This window comes from Streptomyces sp. TOM-9, from assembly GCF_056858595.1.
Genome location: NZ_JBXEQB010000001.1, coordinates 1,381,810 through 1,404,216, shown reverse-complemented (window position 1 = coordinate 1,404,216; position 22,407 = coordinate 1,381,810). Strand labels below are relative to the sequence as shown.

The window sequence follows — 22,407 nt, the reverse complement described above, 5'->3', positions numbered from 1 at the left end:
ATTCCTTAGCGGGTGAGCAGGGCGTCGGCTTCGCGCTGCAGGTCGTCGCGGGAGCCGATCTCGGCGGGCGGTACGGCGTTGGGCAGGTGGTCTTCGAGCAGCCGCAGCCGGCGGTTGAACCACCCGCGCACCGCCCATGCCAGCTGGAGGAGGCCGCTGATGACGACGAGCAGTGCCAGACCGCGGCCGGGTCCGGTACCGAGCAGGTGTCCGACGGTGCCGGCGAGCGCGCCGCCGGGTTCGAGCAGGGGCTGTACGTAGCGTTCGGCGAGCGGCCCGACCACGAGGTAGCCGAGCGGCATCGTCAGCAGCATCACCGTGATGAAGATCGACAGGACCCGGCCCTGGAGCTCGAAGCCGACCTTGCTCTGCACCAGGGCGATCCAGTGGCCCTCGGCGAGGGATTCACCGAAAGCCACCAGGAACATGCCGGTCATCACGAGGGCGGGTGTCGTGCCGGCGCCGACGACCGCCATCGCCAGACTGCCGACGCCCATGAAGATGATCAGCCCGTTCGCGCGCCGTGCGGTGCCGCCCCACAGACCCATCAGCAGGCTGCCGGCCAGCCCGCCGAGGCCGCCGGCTGCCAGCGCGAGGCCCAGGACCGCGGGGCTCTGTTCGATCAGCAGCATCGGCGTGATGACGGCGAAGCCGAGGGTGTAGAAGGCGTGGTCGATGACGAAGAAGCGCAGCGCGGCGCGCAGCCCCGGTCGCCGGGCGATGTAGCGCCAGCCCGCGGTGAGCTCGGTGCGGAAGGGCTCTTCACGGCGGCGGAACATCAGGTCCGGGAAGCGGACCGGCAGCAGGGTGAGCACGCCGACGGCGAAGGTGAGCATGTCGACGACGAGTACGCCGGGCACGCCGATCAGGCCCACGAGGCCGGCACCGAGCATGGGGGCGAAGACCAGTCCGACGTTGATGCCGAGCTGGGTGACGCCGCTGACGTGCCCGAGGTACCGCTTCGGCACGAGTTGGGCGACGGCGGCGAGGTAGGCGGGCCGTTGGAACGCGCCCGCGAGCGAGGTGACCGACACCGCGAGGTAGACGTGCCACAGGTGCATGCCGCCGGTGAACATGAGGGCGCCGAGGGTGCCGATGGCCGCCGCGGCGGCACCGTCGCAGGCGAGCATGATCGTGCGGCGGTCCCAGCGGTCGGCGACGACTCCGGCCAGTGGTCCGGCGAGGATGCCGGGCAGCAGTCCGATCGCGTTGACGGTGGCGAAGTCGGTGAGGGATCCGGTCTGCTGGAACACCCAGATGCCGAGGACCAGCGCGCTGAGCCCACTGCCGATCATGGACACGAACTGGCCGAACGCCACCAGCGCGAACCGTTTCAGGCTCGGTTCGAGCAAGCGGCTCCGCCGCAGGCCGAGGCCCGCAGGGGAGGTGTGATCCGCTTCGGGTGCGCGCTCCCCCCGAGACGGGCCCGGTACGTTGTCCGCCGCCTGCGGCTCGTGCGGTGCCGGCGTGGAGCGCCCGGCGAACGAGACCAGTTCCCGCGCCAGTGGCTCCGCATGGCTCTTGACGAAGAAGTGACCGGCTTTCGGAAGGACGGCCAGGTCCACGTCGGCGGAGAAGTGCCGCCACTCCTGGTGGCGTTCCTGGTAGTGCTCGGTGACCCGGTCGCGGGCGCCGACGACGGCCAGCACCGGTGCGCGCAGGGGCTGCGCCCGGGTCCCGTACGCCGCGGTGAAGTACTCCTCGGCGTCGCGGGCGTCGTGGCGCACGTTGCGCAGCACCAACGCCTCCTGCCCCGGGTCGTCCACGTCCGTGAAGCCACCACGCCCGCGCAGGTAGGCGAGGTACTCGCGGTCGGAGGTGAACCGGTCGGTGGGTACCAGGCGGTAGAACCAGTCGAAGAACCGGCCGGGCAGCCGGGCCGTGGGGAAGCCGGCGCCGAGCCCCACGCCGACCAGGGGCAGACCTGCCTCCTCCGCCCGCCGGGCCAGCTCGACGGTCACCGCGACGCCGAGGCAGTGGCCGTACAGCAGAACCGGTCCCTCGATCGCCTTCATCTCGGTCAGGACCAGTTCCGCCACCTCGGCGGCGGGCAGCAGTGCGTCGTCGGGCCGCGTCAGGTCGTGGCCCGGCAGCTCGACGGCGTGCAGGGCCCAGCCGTCCGGAAGGGCGGCGGCGAGCGGCTGGTACGCGATGGCGCTGCCCCCGGAGAAGGGGACGGCCACGACGGTGATCCCGCCGGTGGACGGGTCGGCCTCGGCGGGCGTCAGCCGGTGCAGCAGCCTGTGTTCCCCGGCCACCGCGGGATCACGCGCTTCCAGCAGGGCGGCGAGCCGGCGCACGGTCGGGTGCTGGTACAGCTCGACCAGGGTCGGTGCGGGCTCGATGCGCCGGATGAGCCGGAGGGCACCGAACGAGTCACCGCCGAGGGCGAAGAAACTGTCGTCGATGCCGACACCGTCGATGCCGAGCACCTCGCTCCACACGGCCGCTATCCGCCCCTCCAGCGGTGTGCGGGGCGCCGTGCCGGACGCCTTGCCGCCGTCGTCGCCGGGCGGCGGCAGCTTGCGGCGGTCGAGCTTGCCGTTCGGCGTCAGAGGCAGTGCCTGCAGGCCCATCAGCCGCGCCGGAACCATGTGCACGGGCAGCGTGGCGCTGAGCGCGTCCCGGATCAGCGTCTCGTCCGGCGGCCGGACGGAGTGGGTGACGACGTACCCGACGAGCTGGGCGATGCCGGAGGGCAGCGGATGGACCGCGACCGCGCACGCGACGACGTCCGGCAGCGCGCCGAGCGCTGCTTCGACCTCACCGAGCTCCACCCGGTAGCCGTTCACCTTGACCTGGTCGTCGAGACGCCCGAGGAAGTCGACGTCGCCGCCGAGGTGGTAGCGGGCCGAGTCGCCGGTGCGGTACATGCGGGCGCCGGGTTCGGGAGCGTACGGGTCGGGCACGAAGCGGTCGGCCGTCAGCTCGGGGCGGTCGTGGTATCCGGCCGCTACGCCCAGACCGCCGAGGTAGAGCTCGCCGACCACGCCCGGGGGCACCGGCCTGCCGTGCGCGTCGAGGACGTAGACCCGGTTGTTCGGGAACGGCCGGCCGATCGGCAGCGGGGCCTCGTCGGCGAGGTGGTGCACCGGGCCGTCGAAGTACACGTTGTCGACCGTCGCCTCGGTGACCCCGTACGCGTTCACGACCCGGTTTCCGGGTCCGACCAGCCGCCGGGCCAGTTCGTACTCCCGTACGTGCCACTTCTCGCCGCCACCGATGAGCAGGCGCACGAAGTCCAGGCCCTGCCCGGACCGCTGGGCGTGCGCGAGCAGGTTGCGCAGCACCGCCGGGACCAGTTCCGTGCACTGGACCTGCTCGCCGCGCATCAGGTCGTACAGCTCGGCCGGGTCCAGGAGGGTCTCCCGGGGGACGACGACCAGCCGGCCGCCGGTGCACAGGGCCCGCAGGGTCTCCCCGACGAACATGTCGAAGGAGAAGCTGGCCGCCTGCTGGTACGTCCACCCGGCTTCCAGGCGGTAGGCGTGCTGCCACATGGCGACGGCGTGCACCAGGTTGCCGTGGCTGACGACGACGCCCTTGGACTTGCCCGTCGATCCGGACGTGTAGATCACGTACGCCGGGTCGGAGCCGCTGTTCACCGGCGTGAGGTCGCCGCGGTCGGACGGGAGCGGTCCGCGGAGGTAATCGGCGTCGACAAGCACCTTCGACCGGCTGTCCCGCAGCATGTGGTCCAGGCGGTCCTGCGGGTAGGCCGGGTCGAGCGGTACGTACGCCGCGCCGGACTTGAGCACGGCCCACATGGCGACGAACAGGTCGATGCCCCGGTCCAGGCCGATGGCGACCCGGTCGCCGGGGCGCACGCCCTCGGCCCGCAGCCTGCGCGCAACCTGGTTCGCTCGGCCGTTGAGCTCGCCGTAGCTGATGGTCGCGGAGCGGAAGGTCACGGCGGGTGCGTCCGGAGCGACCGCGGCATGGCGCTCGAAGAGCTGGTGCAACGCGGTCGCGTCCGGAAGGGCGATGGCGCTGTCGTTCCAGTCGTGCAGGATCCGCTGCTGCTCGTCCGCGCGGAGCAGGGGCAGCCGGGCGACCGCCGCTCCAGGGTCGGCGGCGGCTGCTTCGAGCAGGGTCAGCAGGTGCCCGAGCAGCGCCTCGATGCGGGCGGCGTCGAACAGTTCGGTGGCGTAGTCGATGCTGAGTTCCGGCCCGCCGGCCGGGAAGTCCAGGCTGACGGAGAGGTCCACCAGGGTCGCGGCCGGAGGGACCTCGCCGATGTAGCGCACGGCCTGGTGCCGCGGCGTGGGCATGTTGTGCACCGTGAGCACGACCGGGCTGAGGCGGTTGCGGTTTCCGCTGCCGGGCTGCCCCAGCGTGCCGACCAGGTCGGGCAGGGCGAGGCCCTGGTGGTCGAGGTCGCGCAGCGTGGCGTCGCGGACCCGGCTGAGGAGCTCGGCGAAGGAGGGATCACCGGCGACGTCACCCCGCAGCGGCAGGATGTTGAGCAGCGGCCCGACCACGCCCTCCAGGTCGGGGCTGTTCCGGCCGGCCACCGGCGACAGGACCGTGACGTCGGTACGCCCGGTGTAGCGGGTCAGCAGGGCCTGCAGGCCGGTGAGCACCACCATGAACAGGCTGGCGCCATGGGCCGTGCCGCAGTCGGTGAGCCGCGCCAGGAGCTCCGGGTCGAGCCGTCGGCCGATGCGGGCGGAGGCGAAGGAGCGGGCCGCGGGCCTCGGCCGGTCCGCCGGCAACTCCAGTTCCAGGTCGGCGCCGTCGAAGCGGTCCCTCCAGTACGCCGCGAGGCCGGCGTCCTCCCTGGCGCGGGCGTAACGGGCGGCCAGGTCGGGCACGGCGACGGGTGCGGGCAGCCCCGCGGCCGGACTGAGGCCGTCGGCGGCCTGGGGGTGGCTCAGCGCCGCATCGTAGAGCGCGGCCAGCTCATCGCACAGGACCGCCCCGGACCAGCCGTCGTACACCAGGTGGTGGATGAGCAGCACGAGTTCGTCGTCGTTGTCGCCGCGGACGACGAAGGCCCGCGCCAATGGCCCGTCGACGAGGTCGGTCTTGCCCACCGTGACGCCGCCGTCCGCCCCGGAACGCTCGGTGAGCGGAATGCGCCCGTGCTCGCCGATGACCATCCGCGGCTCGGTCCCGTCGTCGGGAAAGCGCGCGCGGAGCAGCGGGTGCCGCCGGACGAGTTCGTCGAGGCCCCTGGTCATCGCCGCCATGTCGATGCGGCCGTTCCACCGGAACCGCACGCCGAGGGTGTGCGCGGGCAGGTCGGCGCAGATGCGTTCGGCCACCCAGAAGTCGCGTTGCAGCGGGGTCAGCGGCAGGTCCACCCCTTCGGGCAGGCCGTCGGCCGGGGTCTCCTCGACCTCGGCAGGCCCGGTGATCAGTTCGGCGACCGCCGCCAGCGTCGGCGCTGCGAACAGCCGGCTCAGCGTCAACTCCGCCCCGTACCGCTGCCGCAGGGCGCCGATGAGCCGGACCGCTGCGAGGGAGTTGCCTCCGAGTGCCAGGAAGTCGTCGTCCGGCTGTATCTCACCGACGCCGAGCAGGGCGCCCCACAGTTCGGCGATCTCGGCCTGCGCCGGCGTCAGGCCCTGGGAGGACACGGGGGCCTCGTCGGTCACCTCCGACAGAGCCTGCCGGTCGATCTTGCCCTGCGGGGTGAGCGGGAGGGACGTGTGCGCGGTCAGCACGGCGGGGACCATGTACGGCGGCAGGCGGCGGCCGAGCCCGGTGCGCACCGCCGCGAGGTCGGTCCCCGGGAGCGCGACGACATGGCCGACCAGGCGTTGCTGCCCGGCGCGTTCCTCGACCAGGACGACGGCGTCGGCCACGGCGTCGTCCGCGCGCAACGCGGCCTCGACCTCGCCCGGTTCGATGCGGAAGCCGCGGATCTTCACCTGGTCGTCGAGCCGGCCGAGGAACAGCAGGCCGCCGTCGGACGCGCGCCTGACCCGGTCGCCGGTCCAGTACTCCCGGCCGCCGTCGGGTCCGGGGCGGAACCGGTCCGAGGTGAGGTCGGGCCGGTGCAGGTAGCCCGTGGCCACGCCGGCGCCGCCGATCACCAGTTCCCCGGTGTCGGCCTGCCCGCCCTCGGCGTCGACGACGCGGCAGGTGACGCCCGGCAGCGGGTGACCGATCGGCACCTGGTCGCCGTTCCACCGGGTCAGCTCGGCGACGGTGGCCACCACGGTGGCCTCGGTCGGCCCGTAGGTGTTGAGCAACTGCACGGAGGTGCCGACCGCGTCCTGCCAGCCGCGGACGAGGTCGGCGCGGGCCGCCTCGCCGCCGATGATCACCAGCCGGACCGTTGCCGCGAGGGTGGCCTCACCGCGGACCAGGGCCGTCACGAGCTCGTGCCAGTAGGCGGTCGGCAGGTCGAGGACCGTGACCGCGAGGTCCGCGCAGCGGTTCAGGAACAGGTCCGGTCGGCTGATCATGTCCTCGTCGCGCAGCACGATCGCGGCGCCGCTGACGAGCGCGGGGAAGATCTCCTCGACGCTGGCGTCGAAGCTCAGGGACGCGAACTGCAGCACACGATCGCGGTCGTCCAGGCCGTACCGGTCCACCGCGGCGCGGCAGAAAGCGTCGAGGGCGGTCCGCGGTACCGCGACGCCCTTGGGCCGGCCCGTCGAGCCCGACGTGAAGATGACGTACGCCGTGCCCGGCTCCACGGGCCCAGGCCCGGTCCCGGCGGGCCCGTACCCGGAGATCCCGTCCTCGTCGACGACGACGCGGGGACGGGTGTCCTCGAGCATCATCCGCGTGCGCTCCGCCGGATACGCGGGATCCAAAGGCACGTACCCGGCCCCTGCCCGCAAGACCGCCAGCATCGCGACGATCGCCCGGCGGCCACGCGGCAGGCGGATCCCCACCACATCCCCGGCTCGCACGCCGGCGCCCTCGAGTTCCGCCGCGAGGGCCGTGACCTGCTCGGCCAACTCCGCGTACGTCGTCACGTTCGTCTGCTCGACGATCGCCGCCGACTGAGGAGCACGACGTGCCCACGCGGCGACGGCCGCCCAGATGTCGACCGGACCGTCGTGCTCCGGTACGGCCGCACGACCGACGACTGCCTCGCTCACGGAACTCCTTCACTGGTTCGGGTGATCGGATTCCGCGCAACCATAGAGGTGATCTTGTACAACACGGTGTGACACCGAGAGAAACATGTGATGCCGGGGCGTGCCGCAGCGGTTGGGGAAGTGTTCACGGACCAGGCCATGGACATCCCGGGCGTCACGCACTTCCGAAGGAATGAAGGCAGCCGCGACGGCCGCCCGCCCGGCGTTCATGCCCCATCTCCCGAGTGCCCGGGCGCTGTTCATGTCCCGGCCTCACGCATGCAGAAGATGAGTGGATCAAGCGCGCTATCAACTGACGTGGAGGTAGCCGGGCTTGCGGCGCGCCGCTGCCCACGACTTCCCGAGCGCGAGGATTCCCGCATGGTGCGCGCCTCGAGGCGGGGTGCGCACATGGCGAACGCGGTGACGAACAGCCCCAGGGAGAGAGCAGTGACACCGGAGATCGACGAGCACTTCGCCGCCATCAAGGCGGAACACGGCGCCGACTCACTGGCCCGGGTGGAGCAGATGCTGGAGCCACGAGGCCTCACCGAACAGCGCCACCCGCTCCAGCAGGCGGCGAAGTGGGTACTGCCGGGCGTCCCGCAGATCCCCTGGCACGACCCGTACGCCTACCCCGAACTGCTCCCGCTCGTCCGTGCGCTGGAGAGCAACCACGCGCAGATCAAGGCCGAGCAGGAGGAAGCCTGGGCGCGGCAGCGGGAGAGCTTCTCCGACTACGAGCACTACCTGGTCCGCCAGCGGAACTGGCAGGCCCTGTACCTCTACCGTGAGGGCGCTCTCGTCGAGGAGTCCGCACCGATAGCGCCGACCGCGTTCCGGGTGCTCGAGGAGAACGCCGTGAAGCCGGGCATCATCTGCCCACTCCTGGAGTCGCACTTCTCGACGCTGCTGGCCGGTGCCTCCATCGCACCCCACTGCGACCTGTGGAACTTCAGCATCAACCTGCACCTGGCCATCGACATCCCCGAGGGTGCGGGCATACGTGTCGCGGGCGAGACACGGCAGTGGCAGGAGGGCAAGGCCCTCCTGTTCGACTACTCCTTCGAGCACGAGGCGTGGAACCACGGAACGCGGACCCGGACGTGTCTCCTCGTGGACCTCTGGCACCCGCACACCACGCTGCCCGAACGGGCCGCGCTGGTCACGCTCATGACGGAGATCCGCAAGATGATGGGCTGATCCCGGGCGCGTCCCCCCGCGTCGCGCCGGCCCTCTTCCCGGCCGGCCGGACGCGGCCGGCCGGGAAGAGGGTCACGAAGGCGCGGCGGGGCCCGTCCACGCAGAACCGCGACGCCGGCTGCGGGACCGGAACGCCCCTCCCGCGTTGGAGACGGTGAACACCATGCCTGCTACGGGTGGGTGGAGGCCAGTGATGCCACGTAGGGGGCCAGCTTGGCGGGGCTCACCACCCACATGACGCGTTCGATGCCTCGCTCTGACACATCGGCAGTCACGAGCGCCACCGCGTCGCCACGGTTCGAGACGAGGGCAGCCGGCCTGCCGTTGGCCTCCACCCAGCGGATCTCCGTCTCGGGCCAGAAGCGCGGGGAGTAGGCGACAAGAGTCCTGGAGACGTCTGCCCGGCCGACGACCGGGATCCTGGATGCTCCGCGCGTGCCCGCGCTGTCGGCGTAACTGACGACGTCCGCGGCGAGCAGTTCCTCGAGTGCCGCCAGATCGCCGGTTCGCGCCGCCGCGACGAACGCCTTCAGCAGACGCCGGTGTGCGGTGGAACTGACCGGCTCCCTGCGTTCCGCCGCCAGATGCTTCCGGGCACGGCTCACCAACTGGCGCGTATTGGCCTCGCTCGTCTCCAGGATGTCCGCGACCTGCTTGTACGGATAGTCGAAAGCTTCCCTCAGCACGTAGGCGGCCCGCTCCGCGGGGTTCAGCTTCTCCAGCAGGAAGAGAACCGCCATGTCGAGTGCCTCGGCCCGTTCCGCTCCCAAGTGCGGATCCGCGCTGGTGTCGACCGGCTCCGGAAGCCAGGGCCCGACGTACGACTCGCGCCGCATCCTGGCCGACTTGGCGTAGTTGATCGAGAGACGGCTGGTGATCGTCGCAAGGAACGCCGCCGGATCCTTGACGTCGCCACGGTCGACGGTCTGCCACCGCAGCCACGTCTCCTGGACGATGTCCTCGGCCTCCGCGGCACTGCCCAGCACGCGGTAGGCGATACCGAAGAGTCGGGGACGCGCCGCCATGAAATCCCTCGTCGCCTGCTCAAGGGAGTCGGCGTCATCACCCGCACGCATGAGTGGCCTCCGATTTCGCATCACCACGGCTCAGGGCAGGCCCAGTGGGACGCGCGCTGAGCGGTGTGGTCCTGCTTGCCATGGGATCCAGGTCGGACCGCCCCCTGAACTCAATGCCGGATGAACCTATCACACGGTCTGATCATCGAGGTGGACGGCGTGTTTCGTGGGGAAGGGTAGGCGTCGCGCCTGGTAGACGGGCATGTGGGCGTGCTAGTGGCGTCGTTTCGGGGAGGGCCGCTCACTCATGACGTGGCGCCTCCGTGACACTGTTGTGATGCTTGCTGTCTGCCACGTCACAACGTGCGCCCGCGAGCCATTGACGTTCATACGTCCATGTACGCTGCATTCATGCCTGAAGGTGCAGCCATCACCGGTACCGCGCTGGTCACCGGGGCCTCGCGTGGCCTCGGCGCAGTGATCGCCCGACGTCTCGCGGCCGACGGACACCCGGTCGCCGTTGTGTACCGCTCGGGGGCCGAAGCCGCTCGCCGGGTGGTGACGGACGTACGCGCCGCGGGCGGCACCGCCGGGGCCTTCGCCGCAGACGTGACCGACGAGGCCGCCGTCACCGACCTCGTGGCGGACGTGACGGCCCGCCTCGGCCCGGTCGCCACTCTCGTCGTCAACGCAACCGGCCCGCAGCCCGATGTGGATCCGGCAGCGGTGACCTGGCAAGACCATCTCGCCCAGCTCGTGTTCTTCGTCAAGAGCCCCACACTGCTGATGCAGGCGGTGCTGCCGGCCATGCGCGAGCGCGGAGGCGGCCGGATCATCCAGATCGGCTCGGACGTGCTGGAGCGCGCGGTGCCCGAGATGTCGGCCTACGTGGCCGCCAAGGCCGCCCAGCACAGCCTCACCAAGTCCTGGGCCCAAGCACTCGGCCCGTTCGGGATCACCGTGAACACCGTCGCCCCGGGTTGGATCCCGGTCGAACGGCACGCCGGAGCAGACCCCGATTCCCTGGCCGCATACGCCGCCGAAGTGCCACTGGGACGCATGGGCCGACCGGAAGACGTCGCCGCAACCGTGGCCTTCCTCGCAACACCGGACGCCGGCTTCATCACCGGCGAACGCATCAAGGTCAACGGTGGTATCGCCCTCAGCTAAGGGTTGTCCCTCAATCGGCACCGCAGTCGGGTGCTCGCCTCGTTCCTCGGACGCTGGGGCGTGCCGGCGGCCACGGGGGAGGCGCTGGTCGAGGAAGCGATCGGCGGACGATTCGAGAGGTGGACCGGACCCGAGCCCGATGTCGTGGACGACGTGGCGCAGCGCCTCGCGCGGTCACTCGCACGGCCCGGCGGAGTCTGAACCGTGTCGTGACCGGACTGCCGCCGTCGTCCGGCTCAGCCGGACACGTCCATGCGCTGCGTGCCGATCACCGACAGGAGCCGCAGCGCCTCCTCCGCGGGCGAGCCGGGGTCTGCCGTGTAGATCACGACCTGCTGGTCGCGGTCGGTGATGTCGAGGACGTCGCAGTTCACGGTGATGCGGCCGATCAGCGGGTGGTGGACGGTCTTGCGGAGGGTGGGCTCGGCGCGCACGTCGTGGGCGGCCCACAGCCGGGCGAACTCCGCGCTGCCGGCGAGGAGGTCCGCTACCAGGGTGGCCACCTCGGGGTCGTCGGGGTAGCGGGCGGCGGTGGCACGCAGGTGCCGGGCCGCGGCGTGGGCGAACGCCTCCGCCTCGGACGGGTCGTAGATCAGCCGCTCGCGCGATCGCGGTGCGAGAAAGGCACGGCGTACGAGGTTGCGCTCGGGCCGGGACAGAGCCGAGAAGTCCTCCAGCAGGGCTGCCGCCAGGTCGTTCCAGGCGATCACCTCGTACGTCGCGGACAGCACGATCGCCGCGGCGTGCGGCAGCCGCCGCAGTAGGTCGAGGATGCTCTGCCGCACTTCACGCGGGGGCCCGGCGGGCGGGCCGGGCGGGGCACCGGCGAGGTGGTGCAGGTGGTCGCGTTCGGCGTCCGACAGGCGCAGGGCCCGGGTCAGACCGGCGAGCACCTCGCGGGATGGGCGCGGGCCGCGGGCCTGCTCCAGCCGGGTGTAGTACTCGGTCGAGATGAACGCCAGCTGCGCCACCTCCTCGCGCCGCAGCCCCGGGGTGCGGCGGCGCGGCCCGGCGGGCAGACCCACGTCGGCAGGCGTGATGCCCTCGCGCCTGCCGCGCAGGAAGCCTGCGAGTTCTCGTCTGTCCACGCCATCCAGTGTGCGCGGTGCCACCATGCCGATCCAGGTACCGCCGGTGCCTGGATCGGCTCCGCGGTCGGACGCACGCTCGATGCCATGAACAACGCACAGACCACCGACACCTCCACCCCCGCCGCCATGGGCCTGCTGGCCGGCAAAGTCGCCTTCATCACCGGTGCCGGTCGCGGTATCGGCGCCGCCGCGGCGCGGCTGTTCGCCCGGGAGGGCGCCCGGGTGCTGCTCGCGGCCCGTACGGAGGACCAGCTCAAGGCGGTGACCGAGGAAATCCGGGCGGCGGGCGGCACCGCCGAGTACGCGGTGTGCGACCTGGCCGACGGGGCCAGTGTCCGTGCCGCCGTCGACCGTGCCGTTGACCTGTACGGCCGGCTCGACGTCGCCTTCAACAACGCGGCGACCAGCGTGCCGCCGGCCCCGCTGGACCAAGTCCCCGAGGCGGATTTCGACCACGTCTACGCCGTGAACCTCAAGGGTCCGTGGCTGGCCGTGTCCGCCGAGGTCGCCGCGATCCGGGCCACCGCCGGCACGGGGGCGATCGTCAACAACTCGTCCGTCGGCAGTCTGAGGGGCAATCCCACACTGCCCGCCTACGGTGCGATGAAGCGCGCGGTCAACAGCCTCACCGAGTCGGCCGCCGTCACCTACGGCCCGGAGGGCATCCGCGTCAACGCCATCGCCCCCGGGACCACACTGACCGAGATGATCCGTGAGTGGAACGACCGCGCACCCGGCGTCGTCGACCAGCTCAACGCGCGCACCCCGCTGCGCCGTGCGGCCGACCCCGACGAGATCGCCCAGGCCGCCGCCTGGCTCCTGAGCGACCGCGCCTCCTACGTCACCGGGACCGTGCTCCCGGTCGACGGCGGCATACAGGCATGAGCCCGGGACGCGGCTGAAGGACCGGTCGCGGGCCGCTCCGGGGGTTGCCTCCCCTCCCGGCCGCCACCGAGTCCCTCGGTGAACGGAACCGCGCTACGGCCGGAAGCCGTCGATCGCCAGTTCCAGCAGGCGGGTGGCCTGGGCGGCGCCTTCGGGGGTGTCGGGGGTACGCCACAGGCAGCTCATGAGCATGATGACGTCGACGGGGTCGATGCCGGGGCGTACCTCGCCTGCCCGTTCGCATGCGTCGAGGAGCCGGCCCACGGCCGCGGTGACCGGGGGCCACGAGGCGCTGACGACCTCCTGCGCGGCGGCGGAGTGCAGTGCCTCTCCGAGGCCGTGCTTGATGCGTACGTAGGCGGCGAGGGTGGTGAACCAGTGCCTCAGCGCGTCCAGTGGGGCACGGGCGGCGAGAATGCCCGGCACCGAGTCCACCAGGCGGTCGACGTCGCGACGGTGGACCTCCAGGATCAGCGCCTCCCGGGTGGGGAAGTGCCGGTAGAGCGTGCCGGGGCCGACGCCCGCGCGTTTGGCGATCGAGTTGAGCGAGGCGTCCGGGGATTCGGCGAGCGCGTCATGGGCGACCTGGAGGATCGCTTCCCGGTTCTTCAGCGCGTCGGAGCGCTGCCGTGCGGCGTCGGGCATGGGTCCTCCAGCGTTGCGGACAGCCGTCCGTTGCGAAACGGAGAGTTCTCCGTTAGCGTGACCGAGGTCAAGCGGAGAGCTCTCCGCTTAATCTCGCCCTCCATTGTAGGAGCCCCCTCGTGCGCTACATCAAACTCGGCCGCACCGGCCTGGACGTCTCCCCGGTTGCCATCGGCGCCATGACCTACGGCGAACCCGACCGCGGCCACCCCGTCTGGTCCCTGGACGAAGAGGCCGGCCGGCCCCTGATCAAGCACGCCCTGGAAGCGGGCATCAACTTCTTCGACACCGCCAACCTGTACTCCTACGGCTCCAGCGAGGAGATCCTCGGCCGCGCGCTGAAGGACTACGCGAACCGCGACGACGTCGTCATCACCACCAAGGTCCGCCACGTCATGCGCCCCGGCAGCCCCAACGGCGGCGGCCTGTCCCGCAAGGCGATCATGAGCGAGATCGAACACAGCCTCCGTCGCCTGGGCACCGACCACGTCGACGTCTTCATGATCCACCGCCTCGACAACGACACCCCGCTGGAGGAGACGCTGGAGGCGCTGCACGACGTCGTGAAGTCCGGCAAGGCCCGCTACCTCGGCGCGTCCTCCATGCACGCCTGGCAGTTCGCCAAGGCCCTCCACCTCCAGGAACGTCACGGCTGGGCGCGGTTCGTCACCCTGCAGGACCACTACAACCTGCTCGCCCGCGAGGAGGAACGCGAAATGCTCCCGCTCTGTGCCGACGAGGGCGTCGCCACCATGATCTGGAGCCCCCTGGCCCGCGGCCGCCTCGCCCGCCCCTTCGACCAGGCCAACACCGGCGAGCGCGCCGCGACCGACGGCGCCTACGCCGACACGCTCTACGGCAACGCCGAAAGCGACCGGCAGATCATCGACGAGGTCGGCGCCATCGCCGCCGCCCGAGGCCGCACCCGCGCACAGATCGCCCTCGCCTGGCTGCGCCGCAATCCCGTCGTCGCGGCCCCCGTCGTCGGCGCCCGCACCATCCGGCAGATCGACGACGCCGTCGCCTCCCTCGACCTCGACATCACCGACGAGGAAGCCCGCCGCCTGGAAGCCCCCTACACCCCCCGCCACGACCTCCAGGGCATCTCCGACGTACGCGAACTCGAGCGCATCAAAGCCGGCATCCCCGGCTACGCCAACGTCTGATGCCGCGCCTGGCCGCGGGGGTTCCCGCCGGGCTGGAGTGCCCGCGGTTGCGCCCCGCGCTCGGGTTTGCGAGCGCGGGGCGCGGCGAGGACCTCACCGGCCGGCGGTGGATGCGGCCATCCCCACCGAACCGGGACGGCCCTCGCCTCCTCCGTCATCCGGCGCGCGTGTCACCGACGACCCGGGACATCGCACCTACCCCGTGACGCGGAACAGGTGGGTCCCCGGGCCGACGGTGAAGCGGGCAGTGCCGCCGCTGCGTTCGCCGGCCGCCGCGGCTGCGGGTGCGTGCACCTTCTGCCGGCCGCTCACCGGTACGAGGATCTCGGCGGTCGACCCCACCGGCACGTCGACGCGCAGCGTGAAGCGTCCGTGCGTCCGGGTCCACGACGAGGCGATCCGGCCGAGAGGCGACTCGACGTGGGCGGAGGCGTGGGTCAGGTCCCCTACGGCATGGGGGCGGATCGTCACCTTCGTGTAGCCGGGCGCCGCGGGTGAGATGCCGGCCACGCCCTGGTAGAGCCAGTCGTCCACCGTGCCCATGAAGGCGTGGTCGTGCGAACGCGAGTTCGCGTTCCACTCCTCCCACATCGTCGTGGCCCCCAGGCCCTCGAACCAGTAACCCCAGCCGGGGTAGGTCGGGTTGGTCGCCACCGTGTAGGCCAGGTCGGCATGCCCGGCGTCGGTGAGGACCGGAAGGAGCGCCTTGGTGCCGAGCGCGCCGGTATCGAGGTGGTCGCCGCGGGCGTGGATGTCCTCGACGAGGTTGTCGACCACGGCCTGGCGGTGTTCCCCGGGCACCAGGCCGAAGCTCAGCGGCAGCAGGTTCGACGTCTGCCGGTAGCCCGCGGCCTTGTTGTCGTAGTAGGCCTCCTCGTCCTGGTCGTAGAACGTGGCGTTGAAGGTGTCCTTGACCTGCGCGGCGAAGTCGCGGAAGTGACGGGCGTCCGTGTCGTGGCCCAGCGCCTTCGCCATCGTCGCCAGCCGCGTCGCGGTGAGGTAGATGTACGCGGTTCCGGACAGCCGGGTGCCCTCCGGCGCGTTGGCGCCCTCCGGGGAGAGCCAGTCGCCGTAGCTGAAGCCGGTGTAGATGCCGCCGGTGCCGGCGATCTCGTGCTCGTAGTGCTCCAGCCAGGCCTTCATGCCGTCGTAGTTGTCGGCGACCGCCTTGGTGTCGCCGTAGTACCAGTACAGGTCCCAGGCACCGAGGATGAAACTGGCGGACCAGATGGGATCCTTGACCTGCTTGCCCGACTCGGTGGTGGGCACCGTGGGCCCGATGGACCCGTCGTCGTTCTGGTCGTCGCGGTGTGAGCGCAGCCAGCTGTCGTAGAAGTTCTGCATGTCGTAGTTCGCCATCGCCGAGTCGGCGTACAGGAAGCCGTCGGCCGTGTAGGGCCGCTTCTCGTACATGGGCGTGTCGGTCGGGATCGAGTGCAGGTTGTTGAGGATCGTGTCGGCCTGCGCGTCCTGGTAGCGGTTCAGCAGGTCACTGGAGCTGGTGAAGTCGCCGGTGGACGCCACCGCCGTGTGCACCCTCATCCCGTCGACCGACCGGAGGGCGACCCCCTGGGGGACGACGACCTGGGCGTAGCGGAAACCGGCGTAGCTGTAGCTCGGCTGGTAGTGCTCCACCCCTTCGCCCTTCAGGGTGTACGAGTATTTCTGCAGGCCCAGTCCGAAGGCGCCGGTGTTGTCGACGGTGCCGTCGGCGCGCAGCTTCTCGCCGTAGGTGACGGTGACCGTGGCCCCGGCAGGTCCCTGGACCCCGATGCGCGCCCAGCCGGCGGTGGGGCTGCCGTAGTCGTAGACGTGCGTGCCGTCGGCCGGGGCGCTGGTGTGCTCGGCCTTGAGGTGGTCGGTCACCTTGACGGGCGGGAAGCTCTCCGAGCGGAGCGTGCCCTTCGGGCCGTCGACCGTCAGCGCACGGCGCCAGGTGCCGTCCTCGAAGCCCGGACGGTCCCAACCGGACTGCTCCACGCGGGCGTCGTAGGCCTCCCCGAACCAGAGCGACTGGGTGGTCGTCGGCCCGTCGGACACCTTCCACGAGTCGTCACTGACCACCTGCTGGTGCGTGCCGTCGGTGTAGGTGATGTCCAGCTCCAGCTTGAGCTTCGGCTCGCCCCACCAGGACGACGCCTTCCACTCGTCCGGGTCGGTCATCGCGTAGAAGCCGCGCCCGAGGCTGACCCCGATGGCGTTGCCACCGGTGCGCAGGGCGTCGGTGACGTCATAGGTCGAGTACAGGACGGTCTTGTCGTACACCGTGAACCCAGGCTCGAGTTCCCGGTCGCCGATGCGCCGGCCGTTCAGGTAGAGCTTGTTGTAGCCCAGGCCCGCGACGTGGGCGCGCGCCGACGCCACGTGCTTCTTCGCCGTGAACTCGTCGCGCAGCAGCGTCTCGGGCGGCGGCGGCGCCGACACCGACCGGCCCCAGGGGCCCGAGCCGTAGCGTGCGGCCACGCGCGCGTTCGGCCACGCCGCGTCGTCGTACCCGGGCTGCTCCCACCCGTCGTCCGCGGAGGACGAGGCCTTCCAGCCGCTGTCGGTGACGATGTCGGCGGGCGAACCCGCCCCCTGCAAGTGCAGGCTTCCGAGCACGCCCGCCGGCCCCTGATTGGTGTTCGTCGCCTCGACCGCCAGCACATTGGTGCCCGAGTGCAGGTAGGGGGCGATGTCGATGACGCTCGCCGTCCTCCAGGAGTCCGCGACGCGTGGAGAGCTCGCCACCTCCGTGCCGTTGACGTACAGCGAGAAGCGGTCGTCTGCGGTGAGCTGCAGCTCCGCCGAGGTGATCTGCGCGTCGGCGGGCACGTCGAAGCTCCGGCGCATGTAGCGCGTCCCGGCGGGAGCCGAGTCGGCCGGGTCGCCCTCGGGGTACCAGATCCAGCTCGCGTCGTCGAGCCGCAGCGAGGGCGCCTTGTCGTGGGCCCCGATCCAGGCCCCGCGGAAGTCACCGGGGTTGACGAAGGCCGTCTCGAATCGCGCCTCACCACTCCACGGCGACGCCTTTCCGGACCCGTCCCAGACCCGTACGCGCCAGTAGTAGCCCGAACGCGACGCGAGAGCGGGGCCGTCGTACGCCACGTCGAAGGACCGGGAGGAGCGCACGCGCCCGCTGTCCCAGACGTTCGCCCGGCCGCCGCGGGACGTGGACACCTCGACCTCGTAGGCCACTTGCTCGGCGGCGGTGCGACCGGCTGCGCCACGGCCCGGTGCCACGTGCCAGCTCAGCCCCGGCCGGGGGACGTCGACACCCAGGGGCTGGACCTGGTGCTCGACCTCCAGCCCGCTCACCGCGAGCGCCGACCCGCCTGCGGCCGAGCCCTGTTGGACCTCCGGGACGGGCGCGCCCGCCGCGCCGGGCGCCGCTTCCAGCCCCCACGCCGCCGCGAGTGACAGCACCAGCCCGGCAGCGATTCTTCGCTTCCTCACGCTTGCTCCCATCGATGACACCTTCGGCATGCGGCGCGCACGCAAGCCGGCAATGAATCGTTTCAGTTGTTTCGCGTGTTACTCAACCACAGCTGTCAGGAGGGAGACAAGGTGTCGTCGGCGGCCGCCGGGGCGCAGGTCCGCCTCGCGGCGGATGAGGGCGCGTTGCCGTCGTGGCGTGACCTGGCGCGGTCGTCGGGGTGACCTGCGTCCAGGTGACTTTCGCTCTGTGCGGTGTGGGTTCCCGCCCTGCCGGGGTGCTCATGGGTACGCCCCGCGCTCGGGTCGGTGAGCGCGGGGCGTGTGTGTGCCGGGATCCGGCGGGGGCCGCGGTGTGCCCGGCGGGTGTCCTACGGGACGAGCTTGAGGAGCTTGTTGGGCGAGCCGGAGCCGATGCCGCTCAGGGCGCCGTTGGTCGCACCGTTCACGAGCACCGAGGCGACCGTCGCGGGGGAGGAACCGGGGTGTGCGGTCAGGTACGCGGCGGCAGCACCGGAGACGTGGGGAGCGGCGAAGGACGTGCCGTTGCCCGTGTAGGTGGCGCTGTCGGAGTCGTTCCAGCCGGCGGTGACGCCCGAGCCGGGGGCGAAGAGGTCCACGACCGGGCCGTAGTTGGAGTAGCTCGCCCGTGCGTCGGTGCGGGTGGTCGCGCCGACGGTGATCGCGGTGCTCACCCGGGCGGGGGAGTAGCCGGAGGCGGGGGCCCCGGAGTTGCCCGCGGCGATGGAGTAGGTCACGCCGGAGGTGATCGAGTTCCGCACGGCGTTGTCCAGCGTGGTGCTGGCGCCGCCGCCGAGGGAGACGTTCGCGACGGAGTTGGCGACGTGGTTGGCGGTGATCCACTCCACGCCCGCGATGACGCCGGCGGTGGTGCCGGAGCCGTCGTTGCCGAGGACCCGGACCGCGACGACCTTCGCCTTCTTGGCCACGCCGTAGGTGGTGCCGGCGGCGACCGTGGCGACGAACGTGCCGTGGCCGTGACCGTCCTGGGCGGTGGCGTCGTTGTCGACGAAGTCCCAGCCGTAGGAGGCCCTGCCGGCGACGTCCTGGTGGGTGATGCGTACGCCGGTGTCCAGGACGTAGACGGTCGCGCCGTTCCCGCCGTGGTCGGGGTAGGTGTAGGTGCCGCTCAGCGGCAGGTTCGCCTGGTCGATGCGGTCCAGGCCCCAGGGGGCGCTGGTCTGGGTGCCGAGGGCGTGGACCACCTGGTCCTGTTCGACGGAGGCGACCTGCGGGTCGGCGGCCAGCCGCCGGGCCTGGGTGCCGCTGAGCGTCACGGAATAGCCGTCGAGGGTGGAGGTGAAGGTTCGCTTGACCTTGCCGCCGTACTTGGAGATCAGTGCCTTGCCCGGTAATCCGGTCGCGGTGAGACCGGCGCCCGGCTTCAGGGTGACGAGGTAGCTGCCGGGCACGGCCTCGGCGGAGTTGGCGGCCAGCACGACGCCCTCGGCCGGCGCGGCCTGGGCGGGAACCGCCGCGAAGGCGGCGGCGGATGCCACGGCGAGGCTCGTCGCGATCGCCACGGCGATCCGCTGCTTCATGCTGCGCACTGCTGACATCGGTATGGGTCCTCCTCGACCAGGCACGTGCCGGGGGGCGCGTGCTGAACCGGAAGCGGCACGCGGGGCGGTGCCACGGAGCGACCTTGAGCCCCCGCCGGGCAGCGGAACAAGAGTTCCCGAGATCTGTCATGAACAAGACATGGGGTGCCATTCTCATGCAGTCCTGCAGCAATACGAAAGCGGGGCTTTCGCGATGATCCAGGACGAAGTGCGCCGTGGTCGCGGCGGACGGTGCGCACCTCGGTGCCGAGGGTTGCGGCGTGTTCGACGAGGTGCCGGCGGTAGCCGTGGAAGGGGCGAACCGCCTTCGCACCCTGTACCGCTGCCGTCCCCTGTCGGCTCCCGTCGGACGCAGAAGGTGGGGCTCAGCAGGTCCAGCCGCCGAGATGCACTTCCGGTGCATCCGTACCTACGATCGATAAGTCAAGCACAGTGTGCGGCGGACGGTTGGTAGATCTTGGATCGCCGACGCGAAGGCCGCCCGTATCGGAATGAGCAGCTCATCCGTCGGGCGGGCCTCAACCTTCCTGCTCAAGCGCCTGATACGCCCCGCGGAGACAGCGAGTCTTGTCGCGCACGTCGCGTCCGATCAGGCTTCGGCTACAACCGGTGCGCCACCAAGCGTGGGCGGCGGTTTCGTACCAACGATTTTCCCCTGACCTTCCCGGCTGAATTCCTCGGATTCTCCTTGGCGCGCCGATCGCATACCAGGGGCATATTTCGGCATCCTCAAGGAAGGATATTCTGTGAAACTCGATCAGATCCTCCCGGCGCACATAGGGTTTGGTAGTGCGCCGCTCGGAAACATGTTCCGCTCCGTTCCCGAGGAAGAGGCCATGGCAACTGTCGACGCTGCCTGGGAACAGGGAACACGCTACTTCGACACCGCGCCCTTCTATGGTTCCGGACTGTCGGAGATACGTCTTGGGAAAGCGCTTTCCGGTCGTCCACGTGACAATTATGTGCTCAGCACGAAGGTCGGCCGTGTCATCCTGGACGAGGAGGAGGACCCTTCTGCACGTGATCTTGGCGAGAAGGGCAATCTCTTTGCCTACGGGCGTCCGAACAAGATGCTTCACGTGTGGACGGCCGACGCCACGAAGCGCTCGATCGAAGACAGCCTGAAGCGCCTGCAAACCGACCGCCTGGACATCGTATGGGTGCACGACATCGCCCAGGACTTCCACGGCGACGTATGGCTGCAGAAAATCGAAGAGGCCCGCACGGGCGCCTTCCGCGTCCTTACCAAATTGCGCGACGAGGGTGTCATCAAGGCTTGGGGACTCGGGGTCAACCGCACCGAGCCCATCGAAATCACTCTCGCGCTCGAAGAGCCACAACCGGATGGGTTCCTGCTGGCCGGTCGCTACTCCCTGCTCGACCATGCGCACGCCTTGCAGCGACTGCTGCCCATGGCAGAGGAGCAAGGCGTCGGCATGGTCGTAGGAGGTCCCTACAGCTCCGGCATCCTCGCCGGCGGCACCCACTTCGAGTACGTCACTGCCCCGCCCGAGATCGTGGCCAAGGTCGAGCGGCTGAAGGAACTCACCAACAGGCACGGCGTGACCATCAAGGCCGCCGCCCTGCACTTCTCGCTGGCGCACCCGGTCGCCGACGCGGTGATCCCGGGCGCGACCCAGCCCGCCCACACCGTCGAAGACCATGCCGCGCTCAACGAGAAGGTGCCCGCCGAGTTCTGGACCGATCTGCGTGCCTCCGGCCTGGTCAGTCCCATGGCGCCCCTGCCGGGCGGCGCGTAGGTCGCATCGCCGTCAACAGCCGTCCAACGAGTCCTGGAGGAGCGACATGGCATCCACATCGGTGAGCAGGGTCGTCCCGGCCTCTCCCGCACGCGTTTGGGAAGTGATCGGCGGGTTCGGATCGCTGCCCGACTGGCTGCCGTACATCCCCGAAAGCACCTTCTCGGAAGGTGGTCGTGTGCGGCACCTGAAGAACCCCGAGGGTGACCCCATCGTGGAGCGGCTGATGGCGTTCGACGAGGAGCAGCGGTACTACAGCTACCACATCCTGCAGGCGCCCTTCCCGGTCGTCGACTACCTGTCGACCCTGCGGGTCTACGAGATCAGCGGCAACGAGAACGCCGCCGAAGTCCAGTGGTCCGGCCGCTTCGTTCCGAGCGGGGCCACGGACGAAGAGGTCGTCGACCTCTTCACGGGCATCTACCGTGACGGCCTGGACGCTTTGGTCAAGACACTCGGTGGCTAGGAGCGCCGTTCCGAGCGCTGAGGGCACGATGCCCTCGATGAGGCCCGATCCTTCGGCGCCCTGTCCGCACGACTGTCATGAAGGCGACAGTTCACAGGAAGGGCGTCAGTCTTGGCGGCCGGGGAGCATGGTCAGGGCCCGGGAGCGCTGTGCGACGAGGCCGTCGTAGGTGCCGTCGCGCTCGGCCCAGCGGTGCATGAGGACGCCCTTCACGAGGACTTCGTGGGGGGTGGGCTCCTCGGAGAGCAGCTGCATGACCTCGGTGGCGAAGTCGTGGAGCGGCAGCGCGTGCGGGTTCACCTTCTCCTGGCCCGCAGTGGCGACGGCCGGGGGAACGAGTTCCACGACGCCGACACCTGTGCCGTCGAGCTGCGCGCGCAGTGCCTCGGAGTAGGCGTGCACCGCGGCCTTCGACGCGGCGTAGCTGGGCATGGGCGGGAACGGCAGGAAGGCGATGCCGGAGGTGACCGTGACGAAGGTGCCGGCGCCCCGCCGGACCAGGTGCGGGGTGAAGGCGTCGATGACCCGGATGGTGCCGAGCAGGTTGGTGTCGATCGTCGTCTCCGTCGCCTCGAAGTGCGCGGGGTCGCGCAGATCCTCCAGGAGCATGACGCCCGACATCGTCACCACGGTGTCCAGCTCGGGGTGCCGGGCCAGCACGGCGTCACGGGCAGCCGTGACGGAGGAACTGTCGGTGACGTCGATGACGAACGTGGCGAAGCCTTCCGCGGCGAGGTCGGAGAGCGCCTGCGGGCTGCGCCCGCCGACGGCCACGGTGCTGCCCGCCGCCGCAAACCGGCGGGCCAGCTCTCGGCCGATTCCCGAGGTCCCGCCGACGATGAGAACGGTGCGATTGGAGAGATCCACGAGATCTTCCCTTCGGTGCAGGGCGCCAACGGCGTTCAAGGCCGCGGCGCAGACAGTGATGTCCGCTGTCCCTTTCGAAGCAGCGCTACCGAAGTCTCGAC

Annotated in this window: 13 protein-coding genes; 6 read left to right on the top strand and 7 right to left on the bottom strand. The window is 70.7% G+C overall.

What is annotated here, in order from left to right; all coding sequences use genetic code 11:
* Nucleotides 1–5: 5 nt before the first annotated feature.
* A complete protein-coding gene (locus tag AC1VWI_RS06585) occupies nt 6–7,061 on the bottom strand; it encodes a non-ribosomal peptide synthetase/MFS transporter (protein ID WP_499509987.1) in 7,056 nt (2,351 codons plus the stop codon).
* A gap of 429 nt (nt 7,062–7,490) precedes the next feature.
* On the opposite strand from AC1VWI_RS06585, the gene AC1VWI_RS06580 reads away from it, so the two are divergent.
* Nucleotides 7,491–8,243, top strand: a complete 753-nt coding sequence (locus AC1VWI_RS06580; protein ID WP_499509986.1) for an aspartyl/asparaginyl beta-hydroxylase domain-containing protein — start codon at nt 7,491–7,493, stop codon at nt 8,241–8,243.
* Between the two features lie 170 nt (nt 8,244–8,413).
* On the opposite strand, the gene AC1VWI_RS06575 is transcribed toward AC1VWI_RS06580, so the two are convergent.
* Nucleotides 8,414–9,319 carry an RNA polymerase sigma-70 factor gene (locus AC1VWI_RS06575; protein WP_499509985.1) on the bottom strand — a complete coding sequence of 302 codons (906 nt, stop codon included), beginning with the start codon at nt 9,317–9,319 and terminating at the stop codon, nt 8,414–8,416.
* Between the two features lie 336 nt (nt 9,320–9,655).
* Between AC1VWI_RS06575 and AC1VWI_RS06570 the strand changes: the two genes are divergently transcribed.
* Nucleotides 9,656–10,429, top strand: coding sequence for an SDR family NAD(P)-dependent oxidoreductase (locus AC1VWI_RS06570; RefSeq protein ID WP_499509984.1), 774 nt, complete (start codon nt 9,656–9,658; stop codon nt 10,427–10,429).
* A gap of 236 nt (nt 10,430–10,665) precedes the next feature.
* On the opposite strand, the gene AC1VWI_RS06565 is transcribed toward AC1VWI_RS06570, so the two are convergent.
* On the bottom strand, nt 10,666–11,517 hold the full coding sequence (locus tag AC1VWI_RS06565) for a helix-turn-helix transcriptional regulator (protein ID WP_499509983.1): 852 nt from the start codon (nt 11,515–11,517) through the stop codon (nt 10,666–10,668).
* Nucleotides 11,518–11,604: 87 nt separating this feature from the next.
* Here AC1VWI_RS06565 and AC1VWI_RS06560 point away from each other — a divergent pair, with 87 nt between their 5' ends.
* Nucleotides 11,605–12,405, top strand: coding sequence for an SDR family NAD(P)-dependent oxidoreductase (locus AC1VWI_RS06560; protein WP_499509982.1), 801 nt, complete (start codon nt 11,605–11,607; stop codon nt 12,403–12,405).
* Between the two features lie 93 nt (nt 12,406–12,498).
* On the opposite strand, the gene AC1VWI_RS06555 is transcribed toward AC1VWI_RS06560, so the two are convergent.
* Nucleotides 12,499–13,050 (bottom strand): TetR/AcrR family transcriptional regulator, encoded by a 552-nt coding sequence (locus AC1VWI_RS06555; protein WP_499509981.1) that lies wholly within the window; start codon nt 13,048–13,050, stop codon nt 12,499–12,501.
* A gap of 119 nt (nt 13,051–13,169) precedes the next feature.
* Between AC1VWI_RS06555 and AC1VWI_RS06550 the strand changes: the two genes are divergently transcribed.
* Nucleotides 13,170–14,216 carry an aldo/keto reductase gene (locus AC1VWI_RS06550; protein ID WP_499509980.1) on the top strand — a complete coding sequence of 349 codons (1,047 nt, stop codon included), beginning with the start codon at nt 13,170–13,172 and terminating at the stop codon, nt 14,214–14,216.
* Between the two features lie 195 nt (nt 14,217–14,411).
* Here AC1VWI_RS06550 and AC1VWI_RS06545 read toward each other — a convergent pair whose 3' ends face one another.
* Both AC1VWI_RS06545 and AC1VWI_RS06540 read right to left on the bottom strand, forming a co-directional pair.
* Nucleotides 14,412–17,651, bottom strand: a complete 3,240-nt coding sequence (locus AC1VWI_RS06545) for a family 78 glycoside hydrolase catalytic domain (RefSeq protein WP_499509979.1) — start codon at nt 17,649–17,651, stop codon at nt 14,412–14,414.
* 350 nt (nt 17,652–18,001) lie between these two features.
* Nucleotides 18,002–19,210, bottom strand: a complete 1,209-nt coding sequence (locus tag AC1VWI_RS06540) for a S8 family peptidase (RefSeq protein ID WP_499509978.1) — start codon at nt 19,208–19,210, stop codon at nt 18,002–18,004.
* Nucleotides 19,211–19,959: 749 nt separating this feature from the next.
* Here AC1VWI_RS06540 and AC1VWI_RS06535 point away from each other — a divergent pair.
* Together AC1VWI_RS06535 and AC1VWI_RS06530 are read left to right on the top strand one after the other, a co-directional pair.
* Nucleotides 19,960–20,973, top strand: a complete 1,014-nt coding sequence (locus tag AC1VWI_RS06535; protein WP_499509977.1) for an aldo/keto reductase — start codon at nt 19,960–19,962, stop codon at nt 20,971–20,973.
* Between the two features lie 46 nt (nt 20,974–21,019).
* Entirely contained in the window at nt 21,020–21,439 is a 420-nt protein-coding gene (locus AC1VWI_RS06530; RefSeq protein ID WP_499509976.1) for an SRPBCC family protein, read from the top strand.
* A gap of 105 nt (nt 21,440–21,544) precedes the next feature.
* Here AC1VWI_RS06530 and AC1VWI_RS06525 read toward each other — a convergent pair whose 3' ends face one another.
* Nucleotides 21,545–22,306: an SDR family oxidoreductase gene (locus tag AC1VWI_RS06525; RefSeq protein ID WP_499509975.1), complete on the bottom strand. Its 762-nt coding sequence runs from the start codon at nt 22,304–22,306 to the stop codon at nt 21,545–21,547.
* Nucleotides 22,307–22,407 lie beyond the last annotated feature (101 nt).